Genomic DNA, 13744 nt, shown 5'->3' with positions numbered 1-13744 from the left:
GCAGACTATCAACCCCGGCTCGATCAAGCGGAGGTAAGCGTGGCCAAGGCAGCACCGGCGGAACAGTTGAAATTGCTCGAACTGCAGGGGTTGGATGCGAAGCTCAAATCCTTGGCGAACCGCCGCCGCACTTTGGAGTCTGATCCCCGCATCACCGATCTTCAGGACGCCCTCAGCGTGGCAAACGGGGCGCTCGGGACCGCGAAACTTGCCGTCCATGACGCCGAAACAGAGCTGCGCAGGTCAGAGGCGGACGTCGAGCAAGTGGCTAGCCGCATTGAGCGGGACGAAGCGAGGCTGAACAGCGGCACCGGACTTTCCAAGGACCTCGTTGCGCTGCAAAGCGACATCGCGTCACTGAACAAGCGCCGCTCGGACCTTGAAGATGTGGAGCTTGAAATCCTGGAACGCTTGGACGGGCTCAGGGAGCGGCAAGCCGCGCAACAGCAGATTGTCGATGACATCCAGGGTTCCTTCTCGGTGATCCGTGCCGAACTGGACACCGCGATCGCCGAGCTTGTTGCCGAAGAGACCGAAGTACGCGCGCAGCGGACAAGCTTCGCCGAAGGGCTCGACGCCGGGATGCTGGCAATCTACGAAAAGACCCTGGCCAAGCGCGGTGTAGGGGCCGCAAGGCTGTTCCACGGCAAGTCCGAAGGCTCAGGGATGACGCTCAGCCCCGGCGACCTTGCCGAGGTCAAGGCCGCTGCGGAGGACGAAATCGTGTTCTGCCCCGATTCCGGCTGCATCCTGGTGCGCTCCGCCGAGTGGAACTAAGCAGTCCCCGGGAGGATGATGCTGAGGGTGTGCGGCTTGCGCGCCGTGCCCTTCGTCAACTCCGCTGTCCAGATTTCGGACGCGGCCTTGAGTAGCTGTTCGGGCGTCTCCGGCGCCTTGCCCCGACGGCTCAGCAAGTGCCGGGCCAGCTCGCCTCGGGTGTGCTTGGCGAAGTGGCTGACGACGGTGCGTTTGCCATTGGACTCGGAAAAGACATTGACGGAAACCGTCTGCGCCGCAGGCGGAGCCCACGCCGCGGCGTAGGTGCTGGAACGGCAGTCCACCAACAGTTCGCCCTCAACCCGCGAGGCGAGTACCTCCGCAAGCTGCGGCTTCCAGAACGACGCGAGGCGCCCGACGTCGGGCAGTGCAGTTCCCATGGACAAACGGTAGGCGGGCACTCGGTCGCCGAAGCCGATGGCGCCCCACAGGGCGGACACCACGAGGATCGACTCCACCGCCTTGCGGCGCTGCGCCGGGGTCAGGGTTTTGTAGCCGAGCGCGTCGTAGAGGACACCCGAATAAACCTGGTGGGCCGGGGCTGCGGGTTCGGCGTGGAGCCGGGTATTTCGTTCGACGTCGTCCCGAAGGGACGCTCCGACCCCCAGCAGGGCCAGTGCGTCCTCGTGCGCGCTGACGAGGCCAAGCGCGTCCAGTACCTTCGCACGGTAGCTGTTCAGTTCCGGAAAGCTCAGCGACTCCCAGTCGACGGCGGGGCCCCGGACGGCGGGAGTTTTGCCTTCGGAAGGCGGAAGGAGAATCAGCACCAGTCGATATTAGCGTCAATGCCGGGACCCATTGACTGGTCCGGGTGCAGAGCCCTGCGCCGGTAGACTATAGGGCGGATGGGTTGACTAGGCGGCCGCGCGCCACGTGAGTGGCTCGAGGAACGTCCGGGCTCCACAGGGCAGGGTGGTGGGTAACGCCCACTCGGGGTAACCCGCAGGCCAGTGCCACAGAGAACAGACCGCCTGCGCCCGCGCGTGCCAGCACATGCGGGCAGCAGGTAAGGGTGAAACGGCGGTGTAAGAGACCACCAGCTTCCTGGGTGACCAGGAAGGCTAGGTAAACCCCACCCGGAGCAAGGCCAGACAGGACACGATCGAGGGCTGCTCGCCCGAGTGTCCGGGTAGGCCGCTGGAGGGCGTCGGTAACGGCGTTCGTAGATGGATGGTCGCCACTCCTTCGCCGGCAACGGCGCGGGAGGACAGAACCCGGCGTATCGGTCAACCCATCCCTCAGCCTTGTGTGAGTGATTTCACGCAATACGGCGGCCAAGGCTTCGGGTGCCGGACCTTAGAATGGATAGTGAACGTAGAGGTTCCACCGCCGGTTCTGCGTCCGCAGCCGGCGGTTTTTCTTTGTAGCGTTCGAGGTGTCCGGGCAGACCGAAGTCCCGCCGATGCCAGTGCCGCAGGATTACTCCGGGCGGCCGCCATCTACGTACGAGGACGTATGTAGCTGACACTAGGAAGGTAGTTCTGTGAGCCAGTCATCAGATTCTTGTCTTGATACGTGGATGGGCCGCGAAGCGCTGGCCGAGGCCATGATTCCGGTGATCGGCCGGCTGTACCGTGAAAACAACGTGGTGACGAGCATCCACGGGCGCAGCCTCATCAACAAGTCGTCGATGAACATCCTGAAAGCCCACCGTTTTGCGCGTCGGATGAGCAAGGACGAGCTCCTGCTCGAAGAAACCGCCCCGCTGCTCAACATCCTTGCCGAACTCGACCTCGGTGCCGCCGCGATCGACATCGCCCGCCTGAACGAGAAGTACAAGGCCGAGGCCGCGGGCACGCCCCTGGAAGACTTCCTCCGCGCCGAACTCGCCGAGGTCGTAGGGCGCCGCGGCGCGGACGACCGGACCAGCACCGACGTCGTACTTTATGGTTTCGGCCGCATCGGCCGCCTGCTGGCCCGTCTCCTGATCGAAAAGGCCGGAGGCGGCCACGGACTGCGCCTGCGGGCGATCGTGGTCCGCAAGGGCGCCGAGAACGACCTCGTCAAGCGTGCCAGTCTGCTGCGCCGCGACTCGGTGCACGGTTCTTTCGAAGGCACCATCCGCGTGGACGAGGCCGCCAACACGATTACGGCCAACGGTGTCCAGATCCAGGTGATCTACTCGGACAACCCCTCCACTGTTGATTACACGGCCTACGGCATCAAGGATGCCCTGGTGGTCGATAACACCGGCCGGTGGCGCGACGCCGAAGGCCTGTCCCAGCACCTGCAGAGCAAAGGTGTGGCGCGCGTGCTGCTCACGGCTCCGGGCAAGGGCGACCTGAAGAACATCGTCCACGGCATCAACCACTCCTCCATCGAGGACTCGGACAAGATCGTCACGGCGGCTTCCTGCACCACCAACGCCATCACCCCGGTGCTCAAGGCACTCAACGACAAGTTCGGCGTTATCCACGGCCACGTGGAAACCGTGCACTCGTTCACGAACGACCAGAACCTGATTGACAACTTCCACAAGGGCGACCGCCGCGGACGCTCCGCTGCCCTGAACATGGTCATCACCGAAACAGGTGCGGCCAAGGCCGTGGCGAAGGCTCTTCCGGAACTGCAGGGCAAGCTGACTGGCAACGCGATCCGGGTCCCCACGCCGGACGTGTCGATGGCCATCCTGAACCTGAACCTTGAAAAGGGAACCACAAAGGACGAGGTCAACAACTACCTTCGCGAGATGTCCCTGCACTCGGAGCTGCGGAAGCAGATCGACTTCATCGACTCGCCGGAGGTCGTCTCCACTGACTTTGTCGGCTCCCGCCGCGCAGGCATCGTGGACGGCCTGGCCACCATCGCCAACGACAAGAACCTCGTGGTCTATGTCTGGTACGACAACGAATTCGGCTACTCCTGCCAGGTAGTGCGCGTCATGGAAGAAATGGCCGGCGTGAACCCGCCGTCGTTCCCGGCACGCGGTGTCCCCGTGAACCTTGAACCCAAGGCAACGTTGGAACCCGCCGGCGTCTAGCCGGCCCCGGCCGGAGCCAGGAAAGACACAGGGGTTTCCCGGCTGATGCGCTGGTATCAGCCGGGAAACCTGACCAGAATGGACGCATGGAAAGCGAAAAGATTCTGGAACACGACACAACCTTGGAACACGCGCTGGACATAGCGCGCGCCAACCTCAAGGAAGCCCAGCGCCTGCTCGACGAAGCCAAGGCCGCGCACGCGGCGGGTGATATTTCCGAGGACCGCGTCCTGCAATTGGAGGCGCTTCTGGAGCTGGCAGCCGAAGACCTGAGGCGCGTCACCAAGGAGCAGTAAGCCGCCGCACCAACGGAGCCGCAGTCCGTCGGGAACAGCCTGTCTTTCGCCTGCGCTGTGATCATTCCGACACCCTGACTTGTCCTCCACACTGTGGATATCCGCGCCGACTGTCGGTGCCTCATCTAGTCTCAAGGGACGCATTCCTCCCGAAAGGACGCAATCCCTTGAGCAGCACCTGGGCTGCCTATCGACGTGCCCGCCGCCAGTCCCGGCAGGCTTGGGTGCTGGTGTCCCTCATCCTCGCAGGTGGGCTTGCCGGCATTGGATGGTTCTTCACCACCGGCCAGTTCGCCGTTGGCCAGGACGCCGACAATGGGGTAACTGAAGCTCCGGTCTTTGACCCGAGCTGGATGAAGCCGGTGGAAGCTGTGCAGCCTGTACCCGTCGGTTCAGCCGTCGATACCCTCGAGGCGCTTCCGGTGAAGGGGCGGGCAGCCAAGGACAACTACGAACGCAACGAATTCGGCCAGGCGTGGCTCGACGTCGATCGAAACGGCTGCGATACCAGGAACGACATCCTCAGGCGGGATCTTCAGGCAGCGGAGTTCACTGCCGGCTCCAAATGCAAGATCGCTTCCGGAGAGTTACGTGAGCCGTACACCGGGCGGGACATCCATTTCCGCCGGGGCTCCGGGAGCAGCTCGGCCGTACAGATCGACCATGTGGTTGCTCTCGGGGATGCCTGGCAGAAGGGCGCCCAGCAACTCACTGCCAAACAACGCCAAAGCCTCGCCAATGATCCCCTGAACCTCATTGCCGTGGACGGTCCCGCCAACGTGAAGAAGGGCGCGAGCGACGCAGCGAGCTGGCTGCCCGCCAACAAAGGCTTTCGTTGCCATTACGTGGCCCGGCAGGTTTCCGTCAAAGCCGCTTATCGGCTCTGGATCACCCAGGCGGAGAAAGACGCCATGAGGCGCGTCCTCGACTCGTGCCCCGGTCAGCAGACCATCAGGGCGATGTAGCAAGCTTGAGTGCGCGTGCAAGCCCGGTCAGGCGGGCTTGGCCTGCGCTGGAGGAAGCGCCAAGTGGCCGTGTCCAAGTTGCCAGACTCCGCCGTCGTCGATCCTTTCCAATACCACCCGCTGAAGCGAGGTCTCGCGGGGGAGCCGGTCAAGGTTTGCCATGCCCCGGTGCCGGAAGGTGAAGTAGACAGCGTCGCCCGGGGCGTCGGAGCAGCGGTCCAAGGTGAACCGGCGGGCAAAAGCGGCGATGTTGCTGTCCGGGAGCTTCTGCGCAAGGTACGGATCCAGCATCCACGACTCGCAGCTCGCCGTGGAGACCGCCTTGTCCGGGAAGTATCTGTCAAAGAACTCCCTCGCTTGCTTGAAGCTCGCGTCAACGAGGTCAGGGGAGAGGCCCCCATCCTCGGGGATGTGCACCCCCAGCACCCAAGAGTCGCCTGCTGCGGCTGAGCCTCCCGCGCCGCCGGGGACGAGATGGAATTGCAGGCGGCCGATCCGGAAGATGTTTCCGGCCATGTGAAGCGTCAGCCACCCCCACGTGTCCAGGCCGAAGCGTCCATGAACCCGTCGGTTGATGCGAAGATTGAGGCCCACATCGGCAAGGATCGCGGCCGAAGCTTCCGGCGGGATGCCAAGGGAAAGATGATGGCGGTAGACCACAGGGGAGAAGCGCAGGAGGGCCTCGATCCAGTCCGTTTCCGTACAGCCATCCGCGGAGGCAGACTCGCTTGGAAAGGCGCCCAGCCGGGTGTGGAGGATAGCCAGGGCCTGCCGCGTTCCGCCACCCGGAGGCGACCCCAGCAGCGATGCGCACTCAGAAGCGTCCTCGCCGTGGATGTCGAGAAGCCTGAACAATTCGTCCTGCGCCATGCCGGGCATCGGTCAGTGTCCGAAGGGGTCCGGGTCGACGCCCGGCATCCAACTCAGGCCCGGCACTCCCCAGCCGTTCTTCTTGGCCTGCTTCATGGCCTTCTTGGCGTAACGGTCAACCAGTCGGTTCACATAGAGCTTGCCGTCGAGATGATCGAATTCGTGCTGCATGATCCTTGCGAACCATCCGGTCGCCACGAAATCCACCGGTTTGCCGTAGCCGTCGAAGCCCTGGACTCGTGCCCATTCGGCCCGCTGCACGGGGTAGTGCTCCCCGGGGAATGACAGGCAGCCTTCGATGTCTTCCTCGGGATCCGGAAGGGCACCGGGGATCTTGGAGAGGGTGAGAACCGGGTTCACCACGACGCCTTCGTCCGGCGCTTCGTCGTCATTCGCGTATTTGAAGACGAAGATCCTCTTGCCGACCCCCACCTGGGGTGCGGCCAGTCCCACGCCGTTGGCTGCGTCATTCGTCTCAAACATGTCGGCAATCAGAGTGCGCAGATCGTCGTCGAACTCTTCCACTTCGCTCGCCCGGCGGTGAAGCACGGGTTCGCCCCAGATGGTGACTGGCAGGACGGTCATGTCAGGTGTTCCTCTGGTTCTCTGGTTTGGAGCGGGTGGCCGGCATCGGCCCGGACAAAGCAAAGGCCGCACTGGATAACCAGTACGGCCTTTGGCGGCGATCGACAAACTGCTGCCGATCTCGTGAGGGTGAGCGACGGGGGTTGAACCCGCGACCTCCTGGACCACAACCAGGCGCTCTGCCAACTGAGCTACGCCCACCATGCGCCTTCTATGCTTCAGGAATGACCCGCCAGCTGCGAAGGCAACGACAAAAACTATACCCCGTCTTGGGGGGTGCTATTGCCACTTTTGACCGTTTGGATGAAATTTCCGGAAAAGGTGCCGCAGATCACGTGTTCGCCGGCGTTCCGGGACCGGCAGCAATCTGCTTGGAAATCTTCTGCGCCGTTGCAGTATCAGGCCCTGGAGCCGGGACGAACACGGCCTCGCGGTAGTAGCGCAGTTCGTCGATGGAGTCCCTGATGTCTCCGAGCGCGCGGTGGCCGCCATGTTTGGCCGGCGACTGGAAATAGGCGCGGGGAAACCATCGGCGCGAGAGTTCCTTGATGGTGCTGACGTCGATGACCCGGTAGTGGAGGTGCTCGACGATGTTGGGCATATCCCGCGCGAGGAACATCCGGTCAGTTCCGACCGAGTTGCCACCCAGCGGTGCCTTCTTCGGATCGGGTACCCACTTCTCGATGTACTCGAGGACTATTGCTTCGGCTTCCGCCATGGTCTTGCCGTGGGGGAGCTCGTCCAGGAGCTTCGAACGGGTGTGCATGTCGCGGACAAAGTCGTTCATCTGTTCAAGCGCGGCATCTTCCGGTTTGATGACGACGTCCACGCCATCACCCAGGATGTTGAGTTCCGAGTCTGTGACCAAGGCCGCAACCTCGATCAGGGCGTCGTTCTCCAGATCGAGGCCGGTCATCTCACAGTCGATCCAGACGATGCGTTCATTAGTAATAGGCACCCGCCCAGCCTACCGTTCGGGCGCACGCGAGGGGTGGCGGGACGCTCCAATCCGCGCCTGCGGCATATGGTGGCTGGTAAACTGGGCCGTTGTCGAGCGGTGGTTGCCTGCATCGATGAGCTGGACCAATGTAGGTAGGGACGGAAGATCATGACGGCAGGCGGAACGGGCGTGGGCACCTCAAATAGCCGGGATGAAGCAAAGGAACCCGCGGCGCCGTCGGAGAAGGCCGTCGCAGCTCTCTATTCCCCGAATGCCACGCACCTCGGCGTTGGAATCCCCGGCCCGGTCAAGGCCTACGTGGCAATATGGCAAGGATTCTTCGGATCCTTGATGATCTTCGTCGGCTCGATCGGCGCCGGCTGGATCGCCAACGGTTCGCCGATGTTCAGGCACCCTCTTGTCATCGCCCTGCGCACAGAGGGCTGGGGCGTGACCACCTCCACCATCCTGCTGACTGCGGGGGCCATGCTTTTGGTGAGGTCATGGTTGAGGCTCGGGCAAAGGCTCAAGGACTGGGGGCCGGGCTCGCTGAGGTCGGTGGTAGCCGCCGTTGCGGCATGGGCTGCACCCCTGATGTTCGCCGTGCCCATCTATTCGCGCGATGTGTATGCCTACACCGGCCAGGGCAGGCTCGTGCTGGAAGGCCAGAACCCCTACACGGCAGGCATCTCCACGCTCAGCAACTGGTTTTCCCTCGGCGCCGATCCTGCCTGGGCTGAAGCCAAGACACCGTACGGACCCTACTTCCTGTGGCTCGCCCGGTGGGTAGTGGGCATCACCGACGCCCAACCTGATTTTTCCGTTTTGCTCTTTCGCGTTTTGGCCACCATGGGCGTGCTGCTTTGCGTGGTGTACGTTCCAAGGCTCGCCGAACTCCACGGCATCAATCCCGGCCGCGCGCTGTGGATCGCAGTTGCCAACCCGCTCTTTCTCATCAGCTTCGTCGCGAGCGCCCACAATGATGCCCTTATGGTGGGCCTGGCGGTGGCTGGAATGTACTTTGCGGCCACCAGGCGCCACATCGCCGGGCTTCTATTGGTCACGGCTTCCATCGGCATCAAGCCGATCACGGTCCTTCTCTTGCCGTTCGTGGGCCTCATGTGGGCCGGTCCTGCTGCGAGTTGGGCCCGCCGGTTCTTGTTCTGGGGCGCGACGGCGGGCATCAGCTTCGCCGTCCTGGCGGTCAGCGGAATTCCCTACAACCTTGGCTTTGGATGGGTCTGGGCCATCCTTGATCCGACACCTGGATACACGGGATATTCGCCGTCGGGTTTCCTGGGGCAGCAGGTCGAGATGGTCGCCAATCTCCTGGGCCTGCCGGGGTCCACTATGGCCACGGGACTCCGGAGCCTCATGAAGTGGGCCGGAATCGGGCTCGTGGTGCTTCTGATGTTCAGGGGCGACTATTCACGGCTCGTGCGACGGGCGGCACTGGCGTTCGCCGCCGTCGTCATGCTTTCCCCGATCATCCAGCCGTGGTACATTCTGTGGTTCATCCCGCTGCTCGCGGTCACGGGAATCCGGGACGACTGGCAGATCAAGTCCCTCTATGTCGCCGTCACTTTTTTCGTGGCGTTCGGCGCGCAGGATCAGATTTCGGTGCTGTCCTTCGTGGAACTCAACGTCAAAGTTTCCTCCCTGTCCTTCCTGGTGGCCGTGGGATTCACTGTCTATCTGATGTTCTTGGACATTCACACGCGCAGACTGCTGATCCAATCAAGCCCTGCGCAGCTGCTCCGCAGGCTCGAGCAGCGGCTCAGGCGCTCTGAATAGCGGTTTTCGCCCTGGACCTGCGGCCCAGTTCCTGCGTCCGCTGCACGGACCACCAGAGCAGGACAACCAGAAGCACGTTCCGTGTGGTGAGCACTGCCGCCATCACGGGGTTGGCGTGGATCAGCGGCGTGTAGAACAGCGGGTAGATCACAAAAGTCGTCATGGCGATCCCCATCAGGAGGGCGGCAGGAACGCGCCAACGATTCCAATCGTGGGTCAGCCCGGCTACCACAACCGGGGCAAGCCAGATGATGAATTGCGGCGATCCCACCTTGTTGAACACGATGAACGCGGTGGTCATCATGAGGGCGCCCTCGAGGAACAACTCTTCCGGTTCAGCACCGCGCCTTAGCGCCCAAAGCAAAAGGGCGGAGCCCGCGACGGCGGCAAGCACAAAGAGCGGCTGCATCATGAATGCCGCCACGTTGGCACCCGGCCCGTATACCTCCGTGGAGTTGATGGCGACGTTGTCCGCGATCTTCGAGCCGGCGATGTTGAGCACGCTCAACCAGACCCACGGCGTTGAGAACGTGGCTTCCAGTTGCATGCCGCGCTCGCCCTGGTTGGTCAAAAAGTCCAGGATATGCGGGAGGCCCCCCGAAAGGTAGGTGCCCAACGCGACGATCGCAGTCACAGCGACGCCGCAGGCGATGATCCGCAGCCTGCGGCGGCTTGCGATGACGATGGGCACCAGAACGGCGGCCGGCCAGACTTTGATCCACGTGGCGATGCTGAGGAGGATGCCGGCCGCCACGGGCCGGGTGGCGGCATACAGCAGTGCGACCAACACGATCGGCGCCGTAATGCCCTCCACGCGGGCGAAGCTGAGGTAGCCCATGAAAACGGTAAAGAACAGCCACCACCACGCCGGGGCAATCCCCGTTGCCCTGCGCGGGCCCCGGGTCAGGATGAACAAACCGGCGGCATTGAGCGCAGTGATGATCAACGTCCATACCAGCAGGTATGGCCCTGGGCCGGCGATGCCTGCCAGGAAGATCGGAATCTGGGCGAGCACCGGATATACCCAAGGGCTGATTGCCCCATGGAGATCCGCGGGGTTGTAGCCGGCCATGGCCCACTGGCGGTATTGCTCAGTGTCGCTGAAGGTGTTTCCGGACATGAAGAAACTCGCCATCCAGCCGAGGAAGTACACATGGACGGCGGCGAAACCCCACCAAACGCTGGACGGACGGCCGAACCAAGCGACGGCGGCAGGCGGCAGGGCGGCGTCGCGCACGCGGGCCAGCCCGTCAAAGAATCGAACGGAAATTTCAGGACTCCTTGGCAGCGGCGGCCGGTTCAGCGGCCGGGGTCTTCTTGCCCAAAAGGTACAGGCGGCGCACGGACCAGCAGAACAAAATCACCAGCAGGACGTTTCGAATGGTCAGGACCAATGCCATCCACGGGTTGTTGTGGCTCAGGGCGTCGTAGAAGAGCGGGTAGATGAAATATGTGGCCACAGCGATGGCGATGAGCATCGTTGCGGGAACCCGCCATTCCTTCCAGCTGTGGGCGAGCCCGACGGCGACAGCCGGGGCCAGCCAGACCATGAACTGGGGAGAGCCGACCTTGTTGAAGACCACGAAAGCCGTGGCCATGGTGAGGGATCCCGCCAACAACAGCTCGGTGCGGTCTGAGCCGCCGCTTCGCTTGCCGTTATGAAGGGCCCAGAATGTCAGCGCGGCCACCAGGATTGCGGCCAGGACAAGAAGCGGCTGCATCAAGAAGGACATGAGGGTAGTGCCCGGGCCATCCACCTGCATCGAGTTGATGTCCGTGTTCATGTACATTCTCGAGTCACCCACGTGGAGGACCGAGAGCCACAACCAAGGAGTAGTGAAGGTGGCCTCCAACTGCATGCCACGATCGCCTTGCTGGGTCAGGAAGTTGAGGAGCTTGGGAAGCTGACCCACGGCCGCCGTGAGGGCGACCACCAAAACGCTGGTCAGGATTCCGGCCGCAACTACCTTGGTCCTCTGCTTGACCACCGTGAACAAGGAAAGCATGACCGCTGCCGGCCAGACCTTCATCCAGGTGGCAACGCTCAGAAGGAGCGAGGCGACGAAAGGCTGCGACACGCCGTACGCCAAGGCGATCAGCACAATGGGCGCCGTAAAGCCATCCACCCGGGCGAATCCCAGCGAGCCCATGATGAGGATGAAGACCAGCCACCACCATGCCGCCGGAATAGCCTCCCGACGGCGTCCCCAGCCCGTGAGCTTGGCGAGGGCGACGCCGTCGAGCACGGTGATCATGAGCACCCAGAGAAAGAAGAACGGACCGGGGCCAGCCAGGCCCGCGATGGCCATCGGCACCAGGGCGAGAACGGGGTAGACCCAAGGGCTGGGCCCTCCGCTGAGGTTCTCATCCCGGAAACCGGCAGAGGTCCAGTCCCGGTAGATGAAGGTGTCACTGAAGGCCTCGCCGCGCAGGGAAACGGTCAATGCGAACACGAGGAAGACCAAGTGCACTACGACGAAAGCTGCAAGCAGGCCCTTCGGGGAGTTGAGCTTTTCCTCCGCCGGAGAGGGAAGAACCCGACGGCGGAATCGCGTGAGCGCACTGAAGAATGAGTCCGTGGAAATGGGAGGATCCTTGTTAGGTAGTTGTTGTCGAAGGGTGCCGCAAGCCGTAACGGCCGGAGCCGCTCCAGACAACATCGGTTCCACGGAATTTCATGCTGAATTTCATGCGGAACCATTGTGGCTGTGGGTCTTCGGCATCAAACCAGAGCCCAGTTCATCCTATCCCAGGCCACTTTCGCGGACAGACCGCGGCCCGGACCGGCCCCGGGGAAGCTGCGGGTGGCGATGCTACAGTTGCAATAATCCATGGCAGCCGGCTGTGCCACTTTGGCCCGGGCGCGGCAGGGAACCGGACAGGATTTTGTTTGATGGTGACGTCGAAGTTTCGTGAGCGTGAGGTGGGGAGTTCGTTGACTCATCCAGAGGCGCTTGACGGCTCCAATGCCCCGGCCCACCGCACTGTAATCGCCAAGGCCGCAAGGACGGCAATTCTCCAGGGATTCATCGGTTCCTTGCTCATGGTGGCAGGATCCGTCGGGGTCGGCTGGATGGCAACAACCAGCAGCTCCCTTATCCGCACGCCCCTCTTCATCATGGCCAGGACTTCACCGGTCGGGGTGATCCTCTGCACCGTGATGCTCTGCGTCGGTGCGCTCCTTCTTCTTCGCTCATGGCTGCGCCTTGCCCAGCGGATCGGCGGATGGAACTCGTCCTCACGGCCTGTGCTCCGGCGGGCATTGTGGATGTGGGTAGTGCCGATGATGTTCAGCCTCCCCTTGCTGAGCAGGGACGCCTATGCCTACATCGGCCAAGGCCGGCTCATGGTTCAAGGCCTGGATCCTTATACCAACGGCATCTCCGCCCTGAGCAACTACTTTTCACTCGGGCCCGACAAATTGTGGACCGAAGCGCCAACACCCTACGGTCCGCTGTGGCTGTGGATCGAACAGGGCACTGTGTGGGTGAGTACAGGAATCTCCGACGCGGGATTCCCCGAAGTTGCCCTGATTCCCTTCCGTCTCGCGGGGCTGGCCGGGGTTGTTCTTCTCGCCGCGTACGTTCCCCGCTTGGCAGCACTCCACGGCGTGAACCCGGACAGGGCGCTCTGGCTGGGGGTCCTCAACCCGGCGCTCCTGATCAACTTCATTGCAAGTGCCCACAACGACTCGCTAATGCTGGGCCTGGTAGTTGCCGGGGTGTACTTCGCCTCGGTTAAACGGCCAGTGCTTGGAATCTTGCTCATCACTGCCTCGATAGCCATCAAGCCGATTACTTTGATTGCCTTGCCTTTCGCCGGATTGCTGTGGGCCGGTTCCCGTGCCGGATGGGGCCGTCGGATGATCTGCTGGACGGTTACGCTCGGCTTGTCCCTCGGGCTCATGGCCGTCGCAGGATTCGTGAACGGCCTGGGATTTGGCTGGCTAGGTGCACTGCAGACTCCTGGCGCTGTATGGAGTTGGTACGCGCCGGTTGGCTTGCTGGCCCACCTGTCGGGATTCGTCGTCGGACTTTTCGGCGGTCCCGGCGTTCCCGTCTCGGACGTTATCCAGACTGCCGGAACTGCGGTTTCGGCGCTCGCCATCGTGTGGCTCGCCGTACGGACGCCCGGTCGTGGCATCGGCTTGCCCGCACCCATCGACGACGAACGCGCCTTCAACAAGACCGTGGTTCGTCGGATGGCTTGGGCCTTCGCCGCCGTCGTGGTCCTCGCGCCGGTCATTCAGCCCTGGTACATGCTGTGGTTGCTGGTGTTCTTTACCGTGACGGGAATCGCGGACGGCGCCCAGCTCCGGACGGTTTTCTATTTGACGGCCTTCTTCGTGCTCATTGGACTCACGGACCAGTTGAGTGTCTTTCAGTGGATCCCCCTCGCGGTGGTGCGCGGAGTGGCCATAGCCATAGGAGTTTCCTTCATTGCCTACTTGGTGTTCTTCGACAAGAAGACGCATGTGCTCTTCCGCCCCCGTCGCGGGATTTCGAGGCTCAAGCCTAGGTCCTGAACCGGGTTGGCC

General features: G+C 62.8%; 12 protein-coding genes, 1 tRNA gene and 1 other RNA gene. 7 read left to right on the top strand and 7 right to left on the bottom strand.

Annotated elements, in window-relative coordinates; translation table 11 throughout:
- Positions 1 to 39 precede the first annotated feature (39 nt).
- Complete coding sequence (locus tag J2S96_RS10585) at positions 40 to 777, top strand: zinc ribbon domain-containing protein (RefSeq protein ID WP_306862750.1); 738 nt, start codon at positions 40 to 42, stop codon at positions 775 to 777.
- On the opposite strand, the gene J2S96_RS10580 is transcribed toward J2S96_RS10585, so the two are convergent.
- Positions 774 to 1544, bottom strand: coding sequence for a YaaA family protein (locus tag J2S96_RS10580; protein WP_306862748.1), 771 nt, complete (start codon positions 1542 to 1544; stop codon positions 774 to 776). The two genes, J2S96_RS10585 and J2S96_RS10580, sit on opposite strands and share 4 nt — an antisense overlap.
- Positions 1545 to 1623: 79 nt before the next feature.
- Here J2S96_RS10580 and rnpB point away from each other — a divergent pair.
- The 4 genes from rnpB (at position 1624) to J2S96_RS10560 (ending at position 5018) form a co-directional block, all read left to right on the top strand.
- An RNA gene (rnpB, locus tag J2S96_RS10575) (RNase P RNA component class A) lies at positions 1624 to 2015 on the top strand.
- Between the two features lie 245 nt (positions 2016 to 2260).
- Complete coding sequence (locus tag J2S96_RS10570) at positions 2261 to 3757, top strand: glyceraldehyde-3-phosphate dehydrogenase (protein ID WP_306862745.1); 1497 nt, start codon at positions 2261 to 2263, stop codon at positions 3755 to 3757.
- 86 nt (positions 3758 to 3843) lie between these two features.
- Entirely contained in the window at positions 3844 to 4053 is a 210-nt protein-coding gene (locus J2S96_RS10565; protein ID WP_306862744.1) for a TolC family protein, read from the top strand.
- Between the two features lie 167 nt (positions 4054 to 4220).
- Positions 4221 to 5018 (top strand): HNH endonuclease family protein, encoded by a 798-nt coding sequence (locus tag J2S96_RS10560; RefSeq protein WP_306862741.1) that lies wholly within the window; start codon positions 4221 to 4223, stop codon positions 5016 to 5018.
- Between the two features lie 27 nt (positions 5019 to 5045).
- Here J2S96_RS10560 and J2S96_RS10555 read toward each other — a convergent pair whose 3' ends face one another.
- From J2S96_RS10555 to orn, 4 genes are all read right to left on the bottom strand, one after another.
- Entirely contained in the window at positions 5046 to 5888 is an 843-nt protein-coding gene (locus J2S96_RS10555) for an acyltransferase domain-containing protein (protein WP_306862737.1), read from the bottom strand.
- Positions 5889 to 5900: 12 nt separating this feature from the next.
- On the bottom strand, positions 5901 to 6473 hold the full coding sequence (def, locus tag J2S96_RS10550) for a peptide deformylase (protein ID WP_306862734.1): 573 nt from the start codon (positions 6471 to 6473) through the stop codon (positions 5901 to 5903).
- A gap of 128 nt (positions 6474 to 6601) precedes the next feature.
- Positions 6602 to 6674 (bottom strand) — tRNA-His (locus J2S96_RS10545).
- 130 nt (positions 6675 to 6804) lie between these two features.
- Entirely contained in the window at positions 6805 to 7431 is a 627-nt protein-coding gene (gene orn, locus J2S96_RS10540) for an oligoribonuclease (RefSeq protein ID WP_306862731.1), read from the bottom strand.
- A 150-nt stretch (positions 7432 to 7581) separates the two neighbouring features.
- Between orn and mptB (J2S96_RS10535) the strand changes: the two genes are divergently transcribed.
- The gene (gene mptB / locus J2S96_RS10535; RefSeq protein WP_306862728.1) at positions 7582 to 9207 is read left to right on the top strand and encodes a polyprenol phosphomannose-dependent alpha 1,6 mannosyltransferase MptB; all 1626 of its coding nucleotides are present in this window, start codon (positions 7582 to 7584) and stop codon (positions 9205 to 9207) included.
- Here mptB (J2S96_RS10535) and J2S96_RS10530 read toward each other — a convergent pair.
- Positions 9191 to 10444 (bottom strand): glycosyltransferase 87 family protein, encoded by a 1254-nt coding sequence (locus J2S96_RS10530; RefSeq protein ID WP_370873073.1) that lies wholly within the window; start codon positions 10442 to 10444, stop codon positions 9191 to 9193. The genes mptB (J2S96_RS10535) and J2S96_RS10530 overlap by 17 nt on opposite strands.
- A gap of 34 nt (positions 10445 to 10478) precedes the next feature.
- Positions 10479 to 11792, bottom strand: a complete 1314-nt coding sequence (locus J2S96_RS10525; RefSeq protein WP_306862828.1) for a glycosyltransferase family 87 protein — start codon at positions 11790 to 11792, stop codon at positions 10479 to 10481.
- 350 nt (positions 11793 to 12142) lie between these two features.
- Between J2S96_RS10525 and mptB (J2S96_RS10520) the strand changes: the two genes are divergently transcribed.
- On the top strand, positions 12143 to 13732 hold the full coding sequence (mptB, locus tag J2S96_RS10520) for a polyprenol phosphomannose-dependent alpha 1,6 mannosyltransferase MptB (RefSeq protein WP_306862725.1): 1590 nt from the start codon (positions 12143 to 12145) through the stop codon (positions 13730 to 13732).
- Positions 13733 to 13744 lie beyond the last annotated feature (12 nt).

This window comes from Arthrobacter bambusae (assembly GCF_030812595.1).
Lineage (GTDB): Bacteria > Actinomycetota > Actinomycetes > Actinomycetales > Micrococcaceae > Arthrobacter > Arthrobacter bambusae_B.
The sequence above is the reverse complement of the archived record's forward strand: the minus strand, read 5'-3'. Positions and strand labels throughout refer to the sequence as shown.